This window comes from Streptococcus gwangjuensis, from assembly GCF_028156745.1.
Taxonomy (GTDB): Bacteria; Bacillota; Bacilli; order Lactobacillales; family Streptococcaceae; genus Streptococcus; species Streptococcus gwangjuense_A.
In genome coordinates, this window is record NZ_JAODJG010000029.1 from 268,573 (window position 1) to 287,022 (window position 18,450).

Annotated in this window: 16 protein-coding genes and 1 other annotated feature; all 16 genes read left to right on the forward strand. The window is 39.9% G+C overall.

Features of this window, described 5'->3' with window-relative positions; genetic code table 11:
* Nucleotides 1-12: 12 nt before the first annotated feature.
* The 16 genes from pepF to obgE all read left to right on the forward strand — a co-directional run bounded on the left by pepF (nucleotide 13) and on the right by obgE (nucleotide 18,446).
* Entirely contained in the window at nucleotides 13-1,815 is a 1,803-nt protein-coding gene (gene pepF / locus N5909_RS03690; RefSeq protein WP_033681864.1) for an oligoendopeptidase F, read from the forward strand.
* Between the two features lies 1 nt (nucleotide 1,816).
* Nucleotides 1,817-2,530 carry an O-methyltransferase gene (locus tag N5909_RS03695; protein WP_080709535.1) on the forward strand — a complete coding sequence of 238 codons (714 nt, stop codon included), beginning with the start codon at nucleotides 1,817-1,819 and terminating at the stop codon, nucleotides 2,528-2,530.
* A 66-nt stretch (nucleotides 2,531-2,596) separates the two neighbouring features.
* Nucleotides 2,597-3,535 carry a peptidylprolyl isomerase PrsA gene (gene prsA / locus N5909_RS03700; RefSeq protein WP_271630828.1) on the forward strand — a complete coding sequence of 313 codons (939 nt, stop codon included), beginning with the start codon at nucleotides 2,597-2,599 and terminating at the stop codon, nucleotides 3,533-3,535.
* A gap of 161 nt (nucleotides 3,536-3,696) precedes the next feature.
* Entirely contained in the window at nucleotides 3,697-4,920 is a 1,224-nt protein-coding gene (ftsW, locus tag N5909_RS03705; protein WP_120718799.1) for a cell division peptidoglycan polymerase FtsW, read from the forward strand.
* Between the two features lie 24 nt (nucleotides 4,921-4,944).
* Complete coding sequence (ppc, locus tag N5909_RS03710; RefSeq protein ID WP_271630829.1) at nucleotides 4,945-7,641, forward strand: phosphoenolpyruvate carboxylase; 2,697 nt, start codon at nucleotides 4,945-4,947, stop codon at nucleotides 7,639-7,641.
* A 97-nt stretch (nucleotides 7,642-7,738) separates the two neighbouring features.
* Nucleotides 7,739-7,956: a binding site (T-box leader), on the forward strand.
* Nucleotides 7,957-8,068: 112 nt separating this feature from the next.
* Complete coding sequence (gene trpX, locus N5909_RS03715) at nucleotides 8,069-9,064, forward strand: tryptophan ABC transporter substrate-binding protein (RefSeq protein WP_000792150.1); 996 nt, start codon at nucleotides 8,069-8,071, stop codon at nucleotides 9,062-9,064.
* A gap of 75 nt (nucleotides 9,065-9,139) precedes the next feature.
* Entirely contained in the window at nucleotides 9,140-10,006 is an 867-nt protein-coding gene (locus N5909_RS03720) for an ABC transporter permease (RefSeq protein WP_084951382.1), read from the forward strand.
* Nucleotides 10,003-10,761 (forward strand): ABC transporter ATP-binding protein, encoded by a 759-nt coding sequence (locus N5909_RS03725; RefSeq protein ID WP_271630830.1) that lies wholly within the window; start codon nucleotides 10,003-10,005, stop codon nucleotides 10,759-10,761. Before N5909_RS03720 ends, N5909_RS03725 begins: the two co-directional genes overlap by 4 nt.
* Nucleotides 10,762-10,957: 196 nt before the next feature.
* Nucleotides 10,958-12,718, forward strand: coding sequence for a DNA primase (gene dnaG / locus N5909_RS03730; protein ID WP_033681858.1), 1,761 nt, complete (start codon nucleotides 10,958-10,960; stop codon nucleotides 12,716-12,718).
* 2 nt (nucleotides 12,719-12,720) lie between these two features.
* Nucleotides 12,721-13,830: an RNA polymerase sigma factor RpoD gene (gene rpoD / locus N5909_RS03735; protein WP_004259586.1), complete on the forward strand. Its 1,110-nt coding sequence runs from the start codon at nucleotides 12,721-12,723 to the stop codon at nucleotides 13,828-13,830.
* 14 nt (nucleotides 13,831-13,844) lie between these two features.
* Entirely contained in the window at nucleotides 13,845-14,174 is a 330-nt protein-coding gene (locus N5909_RS03740; protein WP_000331925.1) for a metal-sulfur cluster assembly factor, read from the forward strand.
* A 115-nt stretch (nucleotides 14,175-14,289) separates the two neighbouring features.
* Nucleotides 14,290-15,333, forward strand: a complete 1,044-nt coding sequence (gene cpoA / locus N5909_RS03745) for an alpha-galactosylglucosyldiacylglycerol synthase (protein ID WP_271630831.1) — start codon at nucleotides 14,290-14,292, stop codon at nucleotides 15,331-15,333.
* Between the two features lie 15 nt (nucleotides 15,334-15,348).
* Nucleotides 15,349-16,674, forward strand: a complete 1,326-nt coding sequence (locus N5909_RS03750; RefSeq protein WP_271630832.1) for a glycosyltransferase family 4 protein — start codon at nucleotides 15,349-15,351, stop codon at nucleotides 16,672-16,674.
* A 14-nt stretch (nucleotides 16,675-16,688) separates the two neighbouring features.
* Entirely contained in the window at nucleotides 16,689-16,880 is a 192-nt protein-coding gene (locus N5909_RS03755; RefSeq protein ID WP_200872490.1) for a PspC domain-containing protein, read from the forward strand.
* 59 nt (nucleotides 16,881-16,939) lie between these two features.
* Complete coding sequence (locus N5909_RS03760; protein ID WP_000863852.1) at nucleotides 16,940-17,074, forward strand: DUF4044 domain-containing protein; 135 nt, start codon at nucleotides 16,940-16,942, stop codon at nucleotides 17,072-17,074.
* 61 nt (nucleotides 17,075-17,135) lie between these two features.
* The gene (obgE, locus tag N5909_RS03765) at nucleotides 17,136-18,446 is read left to right on the forward strand and encodes a GTPase ObgE (protein WP_000061647.1); all 1,311 of its coding nucleotides are present in this window, start codon (nucleotides 17,136-17,138) and stop codon (nucleotides 18,444-18,446) included.
* Nucleotides 18,447-18,450 lie beyond the last annotated feature (4 nt).

An 18,450-nucleotide genomic window follows, 5' to 3' on the forward strand; every position in this document is an offset into this window, starting at 1 on the left:
TGGAGGAATCTAATGGTATTACAAAGAAATGAAATAAATGAAAAAGATACATGGGATCTATCAACGATTTACCCAACTGACCAGGCTTGGGAAGAAGCCTTAAAAGATTTAACAGAACAATTGGAGAAAGTAGCCCAGTATGAAGGACATCTCCTGGATAGTGCGGATAGCCTACTAGAAATTACTGAATTTTCTCTTGAAATGGAACGCCAAATGGAGAAGCTTTACGTTTATGCTCATATGAAGAATGACCAAGACACACGTGAAGCCAAGTATCAAGAGTACTATGCCAAGGCCATGACTCTCTTTAGCCAGCTAGACCAAGCCTTTTCATTCTATGAACCTGAATTTATGGAAATCAGTAAAGAGCAGTATGCTGATTTTTTAGAAGCTCAGCCAAAATTGCAGGTTTATCAACACTATTTTGACAAGCTTTTACAAGGCAAGGAACACGTTCTATCACAACGCGAAGAAGAATTATTGGCTGGAGCTGGAGAAATCTTTGGTTCGGCAAGTGAAACCTTCGCTATCTTGGATAATGCGGATATTGTGTTCCCTTATGTCCTCGACGATGATGGTAAGGAAGTTCAACTCTCTCATGGGACTTACACACGTTTGATGGAGTCTAAAAATCGTGAGGTGCGTCGTGGTGCTTATCAAGCACTTTATGCGACTTATGAACAATTCCAACATACCTATGCCAAAACTTTGCAAACCAATGTTAAGGTGCAAAACTATCGTGCCAAAGTTCGCAACTATAAGAGTGCTCGTCATGCAGCCCTAGCAGCGAATTTTGTTCCAGAAAGTGTTTATGACAATTTGGTAGCAGCAGTTCGCAAGCATTTGCCACTCTTGCATCGTTACCTTGAGCTACGTTCAAAGATTTTGGGGATTTCAGACCTCAAGATGTATGATGTCTACACACCGCTTTCGTCTGTCGAATATAGTTTTACCTACCAAGAAGCCTTGAAAAAAGCAGAAGAAGCCCTGGCAGTCTTGGGTGAGGATTACTTGAGTCGTGTTAAACGTGCCTTCAGCGAGCGTTGGATTGATGTTTACGAAAATCAAGGCAAGCGTTCAGGAGCCTACTCTGGTGGTTCTTACGATACCAATGCCTTTATGCTCCTTAACTGGCAGGACAATCTGGACAATCTTTTTACTCTTGTTCATGAAACAGGTCACAGTATGCATTCAAGCTATACTCGCGAAACTCAGCCGTATGTTTACGGAGATTATTCTATCTTCTTGGCTGAGATTGCCTCAACTACCAATGAAAATATCTTGACGGAGAAATTATTGGAAGAAGTGGAAGACGACGCAACGCGCTTTGCTATTCTCAATAACTTCCTAGATGGTTTCCGTGGAACAGTTTTCCGCCAAACTCAATTTGCTGAGTTTGAACACGCCATTCACCAAGCGGATCAAAATGGTGAAGTCTTGACAAGTGATTTCTTAAATAAACTCTACGCAGACTTGAACCAAGAGTATTATGGTTTGAGTAAGGAAGACAATCCTGAAATCCAATACGAGTGGGCACGCATTCCACACTTCTACTATAACTACTATGTATACCAATATTCAACAGGTTTTGCAGCAGCCTCAGCTTTGGCTGAAAAGATTGTTCATGGTAGTCAAGAAGACCGTGACCGTTATATCGACTACCTCAAGGCAGGTAAGTCTGACTATCCACTTAATGTCATGAGAAAAGCTGGTGTTGATATGGAGAAGGAAGACTACCTCAACGATGCCTTTGCAGTCTTTGAACGTCGTTTGAATGAGTTTGAAGCCCTTGTTGAAAAATTGGGATTGGCATAAGATGGTTGAATCGTATAGTAAAAATGCCAACCATAACATGCGTCGTCCTGTCGTCAAGGAAGAAATTGTAGACTTGATGCGTCAGCGTCAAAAGCAAGTCACAGGCTCTTTGAAAGAATTGGAAGACTTTGCTCGCAAGGAAAATATTCCCATTATTCCCCATGAAACAGTTGCTTATTTCCGTTTTCTCATGGAAACCATGCAGCCTAAAAATATTCTGGAAATTGGGACGGCTATCGGTTTTTCAGCCCTCTTGATGGCTGAACATGCGCCAAATGCTAAGATTACAACCATTGACCGCAATCCAGAAATGATTGGATTTGCCAAGGAAAATTTCGCCCAGTTTGACAGTCGCAAGCAAATTACGCTCCTAGAAGGAGATGCGGTAGATGTCTTATCTACCTTGACAGAGTCCTATGATTTCGTCTTTATGGATTCAGCCAAATCTAAATACATCGTCTTTCTGCCAGAAATCCTCAAACACTTGGAAGTTGGTGGTGTGGTTGTCTTGGATGATGTTTTCCAAGGTGGTGATGTTGCCAAGGATATTATGGAAGTCCGTCGTGGCCAGCGAACCATTTATCGAGGCCTTCAAAGACTATTTGATGCAACTTTAGACAATCCAGGGCTTACTGCAACATTAGTACCTCTGGGGGACGGTATTCTCATGCTTCGTAAAAATGTAGCAGACGTTCAATTACCTGACAGCGAATGATTTTCAGAAAAATTTAAGAAAATATAGTAAAATAGATAGGGTAACACTTATCTCAAAGGAGTAGACATGAAGAAAAAACTATTGGCAGGTGCCATTACACTATTATCAGTAGCAACTTTAGCAGCTTGTTCCAAAGGTTCAGAAGGTGCAGACCTTATCAGCATGAAGGGGGATGTCATCACAGAACATCAATTTTATGAGCAAGTGAAAAGCAATCCTTCAGCCCAACAAGTCTTGTTGAACTTGACCATTCAAAAAGTATTTGAAAAACAATACGGTTCAGAAGTAGATAACAAAGAAGTCGATGATACTATAGCTCAGGAAGAAAAACAATACGGTGATAACTACCAACGTGTCTTGTCACAAGCAGGTATGACTCTTGAAACACGTAAAGCTCAAATTCGTACAAGTAAATTAGTTGAGTTGGCAGTTAAAAAAGCAGCAGAAGCTGAGTTGACAGATGATGCTTATAAGAAGGCCTTTGATGAATATACTCCAGATGTAACTGCTCAAATCATTCGTCTTGATAATGAAGACAAAGCAAAAGAAGTTCTCGAAAAAGCTAAGGCAAGTGGCGCAGATTTCGCTCAACTAGCTAAAGATAACTCAACAGATGAGAAAACCAAAGCGAACGGTGGAGAAATCACTTTTGATTCAGCTTCAACAGAAGTACCAGATCAAGTTAAGAAAGCAGCTTTTGCCTTGGATGTTAACGGAATTTCTGATGTCATTACAGCTACTGGCACACAAGCCTACAGCAGTCAGTATTATATTGTAAAACTCACTAAGAAAACGGAAAAATCATCTAATATTGATGACTACAAAGAAAAATTAAAAACTGTTATCTTGACTCAAAAACAAAATGACGCATCATTTGTTCAAAGCATTATCGGAAAAGAATTGCAAGCAGCCAACATCAAGGTTAAAGACCAAGCCTTCCAAAATATCTTTACCCAATACATCGGTGGTGGCGATTCAAGCTCAAGCAGTTCTTCAAAAGAATAAAACAGAAAAGAGCCAAGTGCTCTTTTTCTTATGAGAAAATCTTTCTATCTTGAGGGTAAGAGTTTTTTTCTTTCGGAAAAAATGGTATAATAGCAATCAAAACTAGAAAATAAACGGAATTTGGGAATAATTTCTTTTGTTCTCATTAGATTGGTGATACTATGAAGATTAGTAAGAGGCACCTATTAAACTATTCTATTCTAGTTCCTTACTTACTTTTATCTATTTTGGGCTTGATTGTGGTTTATTCGACAACCAGTGCCATTCTTATCGAAGAAGGTAAAAGTGCCCTCCAATTGGTTCGAAGTCAGGGAATGTTTTGGATATTTAGTTTAATATTGATTGCCTTGATATATAAGCTGAAATTGAATTTTTTGAGAAAAGAACGACTTTTATTTATTGTTATGTTTGTTGAGCTGATTCTCTTAGCTTTGGCTCGCTTAATTGGTACGCCAGTCAATGGAGCCTATGGTTGGATTTCAGTAGGACCTTTGACCATTCAGCCAGCAGAGTATTTGAAGATTATCATCGTCTGGTACTTGGCCCAACGTTTTTCAAAACAACAGGATGAAATTGGGATTTACGATTTTCAAGTTTTAACTCAAAATCAATGGATTCCTCGTGCTTTTAATGATTGGCGCTTCGTCCTACTAGTAATGATAGGAAGTTTAGCTATTTTCCCAGATTTGGGGAATGCTACCATCCTAGTTCTTGTCGCCTTGATTATGTATACAGTTAGTGGAATTGCTCATCGTTGGTTTATAGTCTTTATCGGTGTATTATTTGGAGTTTCAGCCCTATCCTTATCAGCTATCTCTATGATCGGGGTTGATAAGTTTTCAAAAGTTCCAGTATTTGGTTACGTTGCTAAGCGTTTCAGTGCCTACTTTAATCCCTTTGCCGATTTGGCAGGGTCAGGCCACCAACTTGCAAATTCCTACTTTGCCATGGTAAATGGTGGGTGGTTTGGTCTAGGCTTAGGAAATTCAATAGAAAAACGTGGTTATTTACCAGAGGCACATACAGACTTTGTATTTTCAATTGTTATTGAAGAGTTTGGATTTGTGGGAGCCAGCTTGATTTTAGCACTTGTCTTTTTCCTGATTTTACGAATTATCCTAGTCGGTATTCGTGCTAAGAATCCCTTTAATTCCATGATGGCGATTGGGGTTGGGGGGATGATGCTGGTACAGGTATTTGTCAATATCGGTGGAATTTCTGGCATTATTCCTTCGACAGGAGTAACCTTCCCCTTCTTATCACAAGGAGGGAACAGTCTCCTAGTCTTGTCTGTAGCCATTGCTTTTGTCTTAAATATTGATGCAAGTGAAAAACGTGCCCAATTATATGAGGAGTTAGAAACTCACTCATCAAACTATATGTAGAGCTGAGAGTGGAAAGGATTACCTATGTCTCTTCAAAAATTAGAAAACTATAGTAATAAAGCTGTCGTGCAAGAAGAAGTATTGATTTTAACAGAATTGTTAGAAGATATCACTAAAAATATGCTTGCCCCAGAGACTTTTGAAAAAATCATGCAGTTGAAGGAATTGTCAACTCAAGAAGATTATCAGGGCTTGAACCAACTGGTTACTAGTCTGACAAATGATGAAATGGCTTATATTTCACGCTATTTCTCTATCTTGCCTCTTTTGATTAATATTTCAGAAGACGTGGATTTAGCCTATGAAATCAACCATCAAAATAACATCGATCAAGATTATCTTGGGAAATTATCAGCAACGATCAAAATGGTTGCAGAAAAAGAAAATGCGGTTGAAATTCTAGAACATTTGAATGTTGTCCCTGTTTTGACTGCCCATCCAACACAAGTACAACGTAAGAGTATGTTGGATTTGACAAACCATATCCATACCCTTTTGCGTAAGTACCGTGATGTGAAATTAGGCTTGATTAATAAGGAAAAATGGCATAATGATCTCCGTCGTTACATTGAGATTATCATGCAAACAGACATGATTCGTGAAAAGAAATTGAAAGTAACCAATGAAATCACGAATGTTATGGAATACTACAATAGTTCATTCCTGAAGGCAGTTCCTCATTTGACTGCTGAGTACAAACGTCTGGCTAAAAAACATGGCTTGGAGTTGAAACATCCAAAACCAATTACCATGGGTATGTGGATTGGTGGAGACCGTGATGGGAATCCTTTTGTTACAGCAGATACCTTGAAACAATCTGCTATGACTCAGTGTGAAGTCATCATGAACTACTATGATGAAAAGATTTACCAACTTTATCGTGAGTTCTCTCTCTCAACCAGTATTGTCAATGTGAGCAAGCAAGTCAGAGAAATGGCTCGTCAGTCTAAGGATAACTCGATTTATCGTGAAAAAGAGCTATACCGTCGTGCCTTGTTTGATATTCAATCAAAAATCCAAGCGACAAAAGCTTATTTGATTGAGGATAAGGAAGTTGGAGCTCGCTATGAAACAGCTAATGATTTTTATAAGGATTTAATTACCATTCGTGATTCCCTCTTGGAAAACAAAGGTGAAGCACTGATTTCTGGTGATTTTGTTGAGTTAATTCAGGCGGTTGAAATTTTTGGTTTCTATTTGGCATCTATTGACATGCGTCAAGATTCTAGTGTTCATGAAGCCTGTGTAGCTGAACTCTTGAAATCAGCAGGAATTCATTCTCATTATAGCGAACTCAGTGAAGAAGAAAAATGCCAGCTTCTCTTGAAAGAATTAGAAGAAGATCCACGTATTCTTTCTGCCACTCATGTTGAAAAATCAGAGTTACTTGAAAAAGAATTGGCCATCTTTAAGGCTGCTCGTAAGTTGAAAGATAAGTTGGGTGATGACGTTATTCGCCAGACCATTATTTCACATGCAACTAGCGTATCTGACATGTTGGAATTGGCTATCTTGCTAAAAGAAGTAGGGTTAGTTGATAAAGAAAGAGCCCGTGTCCAAATTGTTCCTCTCTTTGAGACAATAGAGGACTTGGACCATTCAGAAGAAACCATGAGAGAATACCTTTCTCTTCCTCTTGCCAAGAAATGGATTGCTTCACGCAATAACTATCAAGAAATCATGTTGGGCTACTCTGACAGTAATAAAGATGGTGGTTACCTATCATCATGTTGGACCCTCTACAAAGCTCAGCAACAATTGACTGCTATCGGAGATGAATGTGGCGTTAAGGTTACCTTCTTCCACGGCCGTGGTGGAACTGTCGGTCGTGGTGGTGGACCAACCTATGAAGCCATCACCTCTCAACCGCTTAAGTCTATCAAGGATCGTATCCGCTTGACGGAGCAGGGTGAAGTAATTGGTAATAAATACGGTAACAAAGACGCAGCCTACTATAACCTTGAAATGCTGGTTTCAGCAGCCATTAACCGTATGATTACTCAGAAGAAGAGCGATACCAATACTTCAAATCGTTATGAAGCTATTATGGATCAAGTAGTGGACCGTAGTTACGATATCTACCGTGATTTGGTCTTTGGTAATGATCATTTTTATGATTATTTCTTCGAGTCAAGTCCAATCAAGGCTATTTCAAGCTTTAACATTGGTTCTCGTCCAGCCGCTCGTAAGACTATTACTGAAATTGGTGGTTTGCGTGCCATTCCTTGGGTATTCTCATGGTCGCAAAGCCGTGTTATGTTCCCTGGCTGGTATGGGGTTGGTTCAAGCTTCAAGGAATTTATCGATAAAAATCCAGAAAATATCGCTATCTTACGAGATATGTACCAAAACTGGCCTTTCTTCCAATCGCTTCTTTCAAATGTCGATATGGTCTTGTCAAAATCAAATATGAATATTGCTTTTGAATATGCCAAACTGTGTGAGGATGAAGAAGTAAAAGCAATCTATGAGACTATTCTAAATGAATGGCAAGTTACCAAGGAAGTTATCTTGGCTATCGAAGGTTATGATGAACTTTTGGCTGAAAATCCATATCTAAAAGCAAGTTTGGATTACCGTATGCCTTACTTTAATATCCTTAACTATATCCAGTTGGAGTTGATTAAACGTCAACGCCGAGGAGAATTATCTAGTGACCAAGAAAAATTAATCCATACAACCATCAACGGAATTGCGACAGGATTGCGTAATTCAGGCTGATACCCTATCAAACTTCCTCTGTTCCATAGGGGAAGTTTTTGACTCTTTCAAAAAAATGCTAAAAGAGTCTTGACAAGTAGTTGAAAAATGATATAATTTAACCATTCAGAAAAGTAATCATATAAACTTTTTAGAGAGTCTGTGGTAGCTGAAAACAGATAAGTGATGATGATGAAAATTGGGCTGAATGTTATTTAGAATTTGAAATCATAAAAATTCGGTGTGCACACCTTACAGTGCATCTCGTTATTGCGAGACAGAGCGATAGGGAAATTTCCTATAATTGAGGTGGTACCGCGCATCGACGTCCTCACACAAGTTTTTTGTGTGAGGACTTTTTTGATGGAGGTTAGTATGGAAAGAAAACGATGGCGTCGCTTGTTTAGATAAGTGAAGCATTTTAAAGGAAATAAAAAGGAGAAATAGAATGAAAAATAAACGTTTAATTGGAATTATCGCTGCATTAGCAGTCTTAGTAGCAGGAAGCTTGATTTACTCTTCAATGAATAAACCAGAAGCTAAGAATGAGAAGAAAGTTGCCAAAGTTGGTGTCCTTCAGTTTGTGAGCCATCCATCTCTTGATTTGATTTATAAAGGAATTCAAGATGGACTTGCAGAAGAAGGTTATAAAGATGACCAAGTTAAAATCGATTTTATGAACTCAGAAGGTGACCAAAGTAAGGTTGCGACAATGAGTAAACAATTGGTTGCAAATGGGAATGACCTTGTGGTTGGTATTGCAACACCAGCAGCTCAAGGATTGGCTAGTGCAACAAAAGACCTACCGGTTATCATGGCCGCTATTACTGACCCAATTGGTGCTAACTTGGTCAAGGATTTGAAAAAACCAGGTGGCAACATCACAGGGGTATCTGACCACAATCCAGCTCAACAACAAGTTGAACTTATCAAAGCTTTGACACCAAATGTGAAAACAATCGGAGCTCTTTACTCAAGCAGCGAAGACAATTCAAAAACTCAGGTAGAAGAATTTAAGGCTTATGCTGAAAAAGCAGGTTTGACAGTAGAAACATTTGCAGTTCCTTCAACAAATGAAATTGCTTCAACAGTCAATGTTATGACTAGCAAGGTTGATGCTATCTGGGTTCCAATCGACAACACAATTGCTTCAGCCTTCTCAACTGTTGTATCAAGCAACCAATCAGCTAAAAAACCAATTTACCCAAGCGCTACTGCCATGGTAGAAGCAGGTGGTTTGGCATCAGTTGTAGTTGATCAACATGATCTCGGTGTGGCAACAGGTAAAATGATTGCACAAGTTTTGAAAGGTGCAAAACCAGCTGATACTCCAGTCAATGTCTTTTCAACTGGTAAGTCAGTAATTAACAAAAAATTGGCACAAGAACTAGGTATTACGATTCCTGAATCTGTTCTAAAAGAAGCAGGACAAGTGATTGAATAATCTACAATGGAGGAGTTGGGGACATCTCCTCCAATTTTTTACAATAGAAATCATATAGAAAAGGTTAAGAAACAGATGATATTATCTATTATTTCTCAAGGATTTGTCTGGGCTATTTTAGGTCTGGGGATCTTTATGACATTTAGGATTTTAAACTTTCCAGATATGACGACGGAAGGTTCCTTCCCTCTTGGCGGAGCTGTTGCTGTCACTTTGATAACCAAAGGCGTGAACCCATTTTTAGCGACACTTGTTGCTGTAGGAGCAGGTTGTTTGGCTGGAATGGCAGCAGGACTTCTTTATACAAAAGGGAAGATCCCAACCTTACTCTCAGGGATTTTGGTGATGACTTCTTGTCACTCAATCATGCTCTTGATTATGGGACGTGCGAATTTAGGCCTGCTTGGAACCAAGCAAATTCAGGATGTTTTGCCTTTTGATTCGGATTTGAATCAACTCTTGACAGGTCTCATCTTTGTGAGTATTGTTATTGCTCTCATGCTCTTTTTCTTGGACACTAAACTCGGACAAGCCTATATTGCTACAGGAGACAATCCTGATATGGCTAGAAGTTTCGGGATTCATACTGGACGCATGGAGCTTATGGGCTTGGTCTTATCAAATGGTGTGATTGCCCTTGCAGGTGCTCTCATTGCCCAGCAAGAAGGTTATGCTGATGTATCTCGAGGAATCGGGGTTATCGTTGTAGGTCTTGCAAGTTTGATCATTGGGGAAGTTATTTTCAAGAGTTTGAGCTTAGCAGAGCGTCTGGTTGCCATCGTTGTAGGTTCTATCGCCTATCAATTCTTAGTGTGGGCCGTCATAGCGCTTGGATTTAATACAAGTTACCTCCGTTTGTACAGTGCCTTGATTTTGGCAGTCTGTCTCATGATTCCAACATTTAAGCAAACAATCTTGAAAGGAGCCAAGTTAAGCAAATGACAGCAATTGTAGAATTAAAAAATGCAACCAAAGTCGTTAAAAATGGCTTTGATGAAGAAAAGATTATTTTAAATGATGTTTCATTAGAAATTTTTGAACAAGACTTTATCACGATTTTAGGTGGAAATGGTGCTGGTAAATCAACCCTCTTTAACACTATTGCAGGGACCCTATCATTAACCAGTGGAACTATCCGTATTTTAGGTGAGGATGTTACCAAGTTTTCACCAGAGAAGCGGGCTAAGTATCTGTCTCGAGTTTTCCAAGATCCAAAGATGGGGACAGCTCCTCGTATGACAGTGGCAGAGAATCTCTTGATTGCCAAGTTTCGTGGTGAAAAGCGTGGATTGTTACCACGACGCTTGACAAGTTATAAGGATGAATTTCAGGCAACTATTGAAAAAGTGGGAAATGGTCTTGAGAAACACTTGAATACACCGATTGAGTTCTTATCAGGTGGGCAAAGACAGGCCTTGAGTCTCTTGATGGCAACCTTGAAGCGACCTGAATTACTCTTGTTAGACGAGCATACTGCAGCCCTTGATCCAAAGACCAGTGTCGCCCTCATGGAATTGACAGACGAATTTGTCAAGAAAGATCAGCTGACAGCCTTGATGATTACCCACCATATGGAGGACGCGTTGAAGTACGGAAACCGTCTGATTGTCATGAAAGAAGGACAGATTATCCAAGATTTGAACCAAGAAGATAAAGCTAAGATGAAAATCTCAGACTACTATCAATTGTTTGAATAGATGAACTTTATTTTCATCAAAAAATAGAGAAGAAAAACCTAGAAGCATTAAAATGTTTCTGAGTTTTTTAACTTTCTTTTCTATTTAGAAAAATAAGGCAAAGATAATTACGGAAAGCGTATGAAATGGTTTACTTTTTTTCAGAAATAAGCTATACTAGTTTACGTGATACTATGATAAGATGGAGGTATTGTGTATGGTTGACAAACAAGTCATTGAAGAAATCAAAAACAATGCCAACATTGTGGAAGTCATAGGAGATGTGATTTCTTTACAAAAGGCAGGACGGAACTATCTAGGGCTCTGTCCTTTTCATGGTGAAAAAACACCTTCTTTCAACGTTGTAGAGGATAAGCAGTTTTACCACTGTTTCGGTTGTGGTCGTTCAGGTGATGTCTTTAAGTTCATTGAGGAGTATCAAGGTGTTCCCTTTATGGAGGCTGTCCAAATCTTAGGTCAGCGAGTTGGGATTGAGGTTGAAAAACCGCTTTATAGTGAACAAAAGTCAGTTTCGCCTCACCAAGCTCTTTATGATATGCACGAAGATGCAGCCAAATTTTACCATGCTATTCTCATGACAACGACTATGGGAGAAGAAGCGAGAAATTACCTTTATCAGCGTGGTTTGACAGATGAAGTGCTTAAACATTTTCGGATTGGTTTAGCACCTCCAGAACGCAACTATCTCTATCAACGTTTGTCTGGTCAGTATCGTGAAGAGGATTTCTTGGATTCAGGCCTGTTTTACCTCTCGGATGCCAATCAATTTGTAGACACCTTTCACAATCGCATTATGTTTCCCCTGACAAATGACCAAGGAAAGGTTATTGCCTTCTCAGGTCGTATCTGGCAGAAAACGGATTCACAAACTTCTAAGTATAAAAATAGCCGATCGACTGCAATTTTTAACAAAAGTTACGAATTATATCATATGGATAGGGCAAAAAAATCTTCTGGAAAAGCCAGTGAGATTTACCTGATGGAAGGGTTCATGGATGTCATTGCAGCTTATCAGGCTGGAATCGAAAACGCTGTTGCATCTATGGGAACAGCCTTGAGTCGTGAGCATGTTGAGCATCTGAAAAGGTTAACCAAGAAGTTGGTTCTTGTTTATGATGGTGATAAGGCTGGGCAAGCCGCGACATTGAAAGCGCTGGACGAAATTGATGATATGCCTGTGCAGATCGTCAGCATGCCTGATAACTTGGATCCAGATGAGTATTTACAAAAAAATGGACCAGAAGATTTGGCCTATCTATTAACGAAAACTCGTATTAGTCCGATTGAGTTCTACATTCACCAGTACAAGCCTGAAAACAGTGAAAATCTGCAGGCTCAAATTGAGTTTATTGAAAAAATAGCTCCCTTGATTGTTCAAGAAAAGTCTATCACTGCTCAAAACAGCTATATTCATATTTTAGCTGATAGTCTGGCGTCCTTTGATTATGCCCAGATTGAGCAGATTGTGAATGAGAGCCGTCAGGCGCAAAGGCAGAATCGCATGGAAGGAATTTCCAGACCGACGCAAATCACCATGCCTGTCACCAAGCAGTTATCAGTTATTATGAGGGCAGAAGCTCATCTACTTTATCGAATGATGGAGTCCCCTCTTGTTTTGAACGATTACCGTTTGCGAGAAGACTTTTCATTTGACACGCCTGAATTTCAGGTCTTATATGACTTGCTTGGCCAGTATGGAAATCTTCCTCCGGAAGTTTTAGCAGAGCAGCCAGAGGAAGTTGAAAGAGCTTGGTATCAAGTTTTAGCTCAGGATTTGCCTGCTGAGATGTCACCGCAGGAACTAAGTGAAGTAGAAATGACTCGAAACAAGGCTCTCTTGAATCAGGACAATATGAGAATCAAAAAGAAGGTGCAGGAAGCTAGCCATGTAGGAGATACCGATACAGCCCTAGAAGAATTGGAACGTTTAATTTCCCAAAAGAGAAGAATGGAGTAATAATGGCAACAAAACAAAAAGAAGTAACAACATTTGACGTACAAGTGGCAGAATTTATCCGTAATCATAAACAAAAAGGGACAGCAACTGATGATGAAATCAATGCTAGTCTAGTTATTCCTTTTACCTTGGATGCTGATGGGATTGAAGATCTCTTGCAACGAATTCAGGATGCAGGGATTTCTATCACAGATAACGAAGGAAATCCAAGTGCGCGTGTTCTTAGTGCAGAAGAAGAGCCAGAACTCAGCGACGAGGACTTGATTGGTTCAACTTCGGCTAAGGTTAATGACCCTGTCCGTATGTACTTGAAAGAGATTGGTGTCGTTCCTCTCTTGACCAATGAAGAGGAAAAAGAATTGGCACTGGCTGTTGAAGCTGGTGATATCGAAGCCAAACAACGTCTGGCAGAAGCTAACCTTCGTTTGGTTGTTTCTATTGCTAAACGCTATGTTGGCCGTGGTATGCAGTTCCTTGATTTGATTCAAGAAGGAAATATGGGCTTGATGAAGGCGGTTGACAAGTTTGACTATTCTAAAGGATTCAAGTTTTCAACTTACGCAACTTGGTGGATTCGTCAGGCTATCACTCGTGCTATTGCGGATCAAGCTCGTACCATTCGTATCCCAGTTCACATGGTTGAAACCATCAATAAATTGGTTCGTGAACAGCGTAATCTCCTTCAAGAATTGGGGCAAGATCCAACACCTGAGCAAATCGCTGAACGTATGGATATGACACCTGACAAGGTTCGTGAAATCTTGAAGATTGCCCAAGAACCAGTATCTCTTGAAACTCCTATTGGTGAAGAGGATGATAGCCACCTTGGAGACTTTATCGAAGACGAAGTGATTGAAAATCCAGTGGATTATACAACTCGTATTGTCTTGCGTGAGCAGTTGGATGAGGTCTTGGATACTCTTACAGACCGTGAAGAAAATGTTTTGCGTCTGCGTTTTGGGCTAGATGATGGTAAAATGCGTACCCTTGAAGATGTGGGTAAAGTCTTTAACGTGACTCGCGAGCGTATCCGTCAGATTGAAGCTAAAGCTTTGAGAAAACTACGCCAACCAAGTCGCAGCAAACCGCTTCGTGATTTTATTGAAGACTAAGAGTGAGGATGAATATGGCTTATACAGAAGAGCAAATTGAAAATATCAAAACAAGAATTTTATCAGCCTTGGAAGAAGTTATTGACCCTGAGTTGGGAATCGATATTGTCAATCTTGGTTTGATCTATGAGATTCGTTTTGACGGTGACACAGGACAAACAGAGATTGATATGACTTTGACCACCATGGGTTGTCCCCTAGCCGACCTTTTGACCGACCAGATTTATGATGCTATGACAGAGGTACCAGAAGTAACGGATACTGAGGTTAAATTAGTTTGGTATCCAGCCTGGACAGTTGAAAAAATGAGTCGCTATGCACGCATTGCCCTAGGCATTAAGTAAACATATAAAAGCATGTGAGAGATTATTGGAAAGGCGAGGAAATTTCCCCCTCTTTTCCTCTAGTCTCTCCTTTCTTTTGCTGATTTTATTCAAAGAAAATGATATAATAGTAGTTATGGAAAAAAAGAAATTACGCATCAATATGTTGAGTTCAAGTGAGAAAGTAGCAGGACAAGGAGTTTCAGGTGCCTACCGTGAATTAGTTCGTCTTCTTCACCGTGATGCCAAGGACCAATTGATTGTTACAGAAAATCTTCCAATCGAAGCCGATGTGACTCACTTTCATACAATTGATTTCCCCTATTATTTATCAACATTCCAAAAGAAACGCTCAGGGAGAAAAATTGGCTATGTGCATTTCTTGCCTGATACACTTGAGGGGAGTTTGAAAATTCCATTTTTCTTAAAGGGAATTGTTAAGCGCTATGTATTTTCTTTTTACAACCGGATGGAGCACCTGGTTGTGGTTAATCCTATGTTTATCGAGGATTTGGTGGCAGCTGGTATTCCACGTGAAAAAGTGACCTATATTCCTAACTTTGTCAACAAGGAAAAATGGCATCCACTTCCACAAGAAGAGGTAGCGAGACTGAGAACAGAGCTAGGTATTAGTGATAATCAGTTTATCGTAGTTGGTGCTGGTCAAGTTCAGAAACGCAAAGGGATTGATGATTTTATCCGTCTGGCTGAGGAATTGCCTCAGATTACCTTTATCTGGGCCGGTGGTTTCTCTTTTGGTGGTATGACAGATGGTTATGAACGCTATAAGAAAATTATGGAAAATCCCCCTCAAAATTTGATTTTTCCAGGTATTGTATCGCCAGAGCGGATGCGCGAATTGTATGCCCTAGCGGATCTTTTCTTGCTTCCTAGTTACAATGAACTCTTTCCTATGACTATCCTAGAAGCTGCCAGTTGTGAAGCTCCGATTATGTTGCGTGATTTAGATCTTTATAAGGTAATTTTGGAGGGCAATTATCGGGCGACAGCAGATAGAGAAGAGATGAAAGAAGCTATTCTGGAATATCAAGCGAATCCTGATGCTTTAAAAGATTTGAAAGAAAAAGCTAAGAATATTTCTAGAGAGTATTCTGAAGAGCATCTCTTACAAATCTGGTTGGATTTTTATGAGAAACAAGCCGCTTTAGGGAGAAAGTAAAAAGTGAGGTAATCTATGCGAATTGGTTTATTTACAGATACCTATTTTCCTCAGGTTTCTGGTGTTGCGACCAGTATTCGAACCTTGAAAACAGAACTTGAAAAGCAGGGGCATGCTGTTTTTATCTTTACTACGACAGATAAGGATGTCAATCGCTACGAAGATTGGCAAATCATCCGTATTCCAAGTGTTCCTTTCTTTGCTTTTAAGGATCGCCGCTTTGCCTATCGAGGATTCAGCAAGGCGCTTGAAATTGCTAAACAATATCAACTGGATATTATCCATACTCAGACAGAATTTTCTCTTGGCTTGTTGGGAATTTGGATTGCGCGTGAATTGAAGATTCCAGTCATCCATACCTATCACACCCAATACGAAGACTACGTGCATTATATTGCTAAGGGGATGTTGATTCGTCCTAGTATGGTCAAGTACTTAGTAAGAGGTTTCCTGCATGATGTGGATGGGGTTATTTGCCCGAGTGAGATTGTCCGAGACTTGCTATCTGACTATAAGGTTAAGGTTGAAAAACGGGTCATTCCAACTGGGATTGAATTAGCCAAGTTTGAGCGTCCGGAAATCAAGCAAGAAAATCTGGAAGAACTGCGTAGTAAACTAGGGATTCAAGATGATGAACAGATGTTGCTTAGTCTTTCCAGAATTTCCTATGAAAAAAATATTCAAGCAGTATTAGCAGCCTTTGCTGATGTTCTGAAAGAAGAAGACAAGGTCAAACTGGTAGTTGCAGGGGATGGCCCTTATCTGAATGACCTTAAAGAGCAAGCCCAGAAACTAGAGATTCAAGACTCTGTTGTCTTTACAGGGATGATTGCTCCTAGTGAGACGGCTCTTTACTATAAGGCGGCGGATTTCTTTATCTCTGCATCGACAAGTGAGACGCAAGGTTTGACATACTTGGAAAGCTTGGCCAGTGGAACGCCTGTCATTGCTCACGGAAATCCTTATCTGGACAATCTGATCAGTGATAAAATGTTTGGAACCTTGTATTACGGTGAACATGATTTGGCTGGAGCCATTTTAGAGGCCCTGATTGCAACGCCAGATATGAATGAGCATACCTTATCAGCTAAATTGTACGAGATTTCAGCTGAGAATTTTGGAAAACGGGTGCATGAATTTTATTTGGATGCTATTATTTCAAATAATTTCCAGAAAGATTTAGTTAAAGATGATACGGTCAGTCAGCGTATCTTTAAGACAGTTTTGTATTTACCACAACAGGTGGTTGCTGTGCCCGTAAAAGGCTCTAGACGCATGCTGAAAGCTTCAAAAACACAGTTAATCAGCATAAGAGATTATTGGAAAGACCATGAAGAATAGAAAGAGGAATAGTTATGAAAAAACAATTGATGAGAAGTGGTTGTGATCAAAAAATTGCTGGAGTATGTGCTGGGGTCGCAAATTATTTTGATATTGATCCGACTATTGTTCGTGTAATATGGGGTGTTCTTGCATTTTGTTATGGGGCAGGAATTGTAGCTTATATTATTTTATGGATTATTGCGCCGGTAGCAAGTGACTATTGAAAACTAGCTAAATTCATGCTAAGATAATAGAAAATAGAATGTAATGAAGGAGAGAAAAAATGGCTTTTGGAGATAATGGAAAACGTAAAAAAACGATGTTTGAGAAATTAACCTTGCTTATCGTGCTTATCATGTTAGTAGCAAGTATTTTGGGTATTTTTGCAACTGCAATTGGTGCCCTCAGTAATCTATAAAATAGATTTAAGAAATTTTGTGACTGGGATTTCCCAGCCCTTTTTTAAAGTGAGAAGAAAAATGAGTATGTTTTTAGATACAGCCAAGATTAAGGTCAAGGCTGGTAATGGTGGCGATGGCATGGTTGCCTTTCGCCGTGAAAAATATGTCCCTAATGGCGGTCCTTGGGGTGGTGATGGTGGACGTGGAGGTAATGTGGTCTTTGTTGTAGACGAAGGACTACGTACTTTGATGGATTTCCGCTACAATCGCCATTTCAAAGCTGATTCTGGTGAAAAAGGGATGACCAAAGGGATGCATGGGCGTGGTGCTGAGGACCTTAGAGTTCGAGTACCACAAGGTACGACTGTGCGTGATGCAGAGACTGGCAAGGTCTTGACAGATTTGATTGAGCATGGGCAAGAATTTATTGTTGCCCACGGAGGTCGTGGTGGACGTGGAAATATTCGCTTTGCGACACCAAAAAATCCTGCACCGGAAATCTCTGAAAATGGAGAACCAGGTCAGGAACGTGAGTTACAATTGGAACTTAAAATCCTTGCGGATGTTGGTTTAGTAGGCTTCCCATCTGTTGGGAAATCAACACTTTTAAGTGTTATCACATCTGCTAAACCTAAAATTGGTGCCTACCACTTTACGACTATTGTGCCAAATTTAGGTATGGTTCGTACTCAATCAGGTGAATCCTTTGCAGTAGCTGATCTACCAGGTTTGATTGAAGGTGCTAGTCAAGGTGTTGGTTTGGGGACACAGTTTCTCCGTCACATCGAGCGTACACGTGTCATCCTTCATATTATTGATATGTCAGCTAGCGAAGGCCGTGATCCTTATGAGGATTATCTTGCCATCAATAAGGAGCTGGAGTCATACAATCTTCGCCTCATGGAGCGTCCACAGATTATCGTAGCCAATAAGATGGACATGCCTGAGAGTCAGGAAAATCTTGTAGAATTCAAGAAAAAATTGGCTGAAAACTACGATGAATTTGAAGAGTTACCAGCTATTTTCCCAATATCTGGTTTGACTAAGCAAGGTCTGGCTACACTTTTGGATGCGACAGCTGAATTGTTAGATAAGACACCAGAATTCTTGCTCTATGATGAGTCAGATATGGAAGAAGAAGCTTACTATGGATTTGACGAGGAAGAGAAGGCCTTTGAAATTAGTCGTGATGACGATGCGACATGGGTACTTTCTGGTGAAAAACTCATGAAACTCTTTAATATGACCAACTTTGATCGTGACGAATCAGTCATGAAATTTGCTCGCCAGCTTCGTGGTATGGGGGTTGATGAAGCCCTTCGTGCGCGTGGTGCTAAGGATGGGGACTTGGTCCGCATTGGTAAATTTGAGTTTGAATTTGTAGACTAGGAGA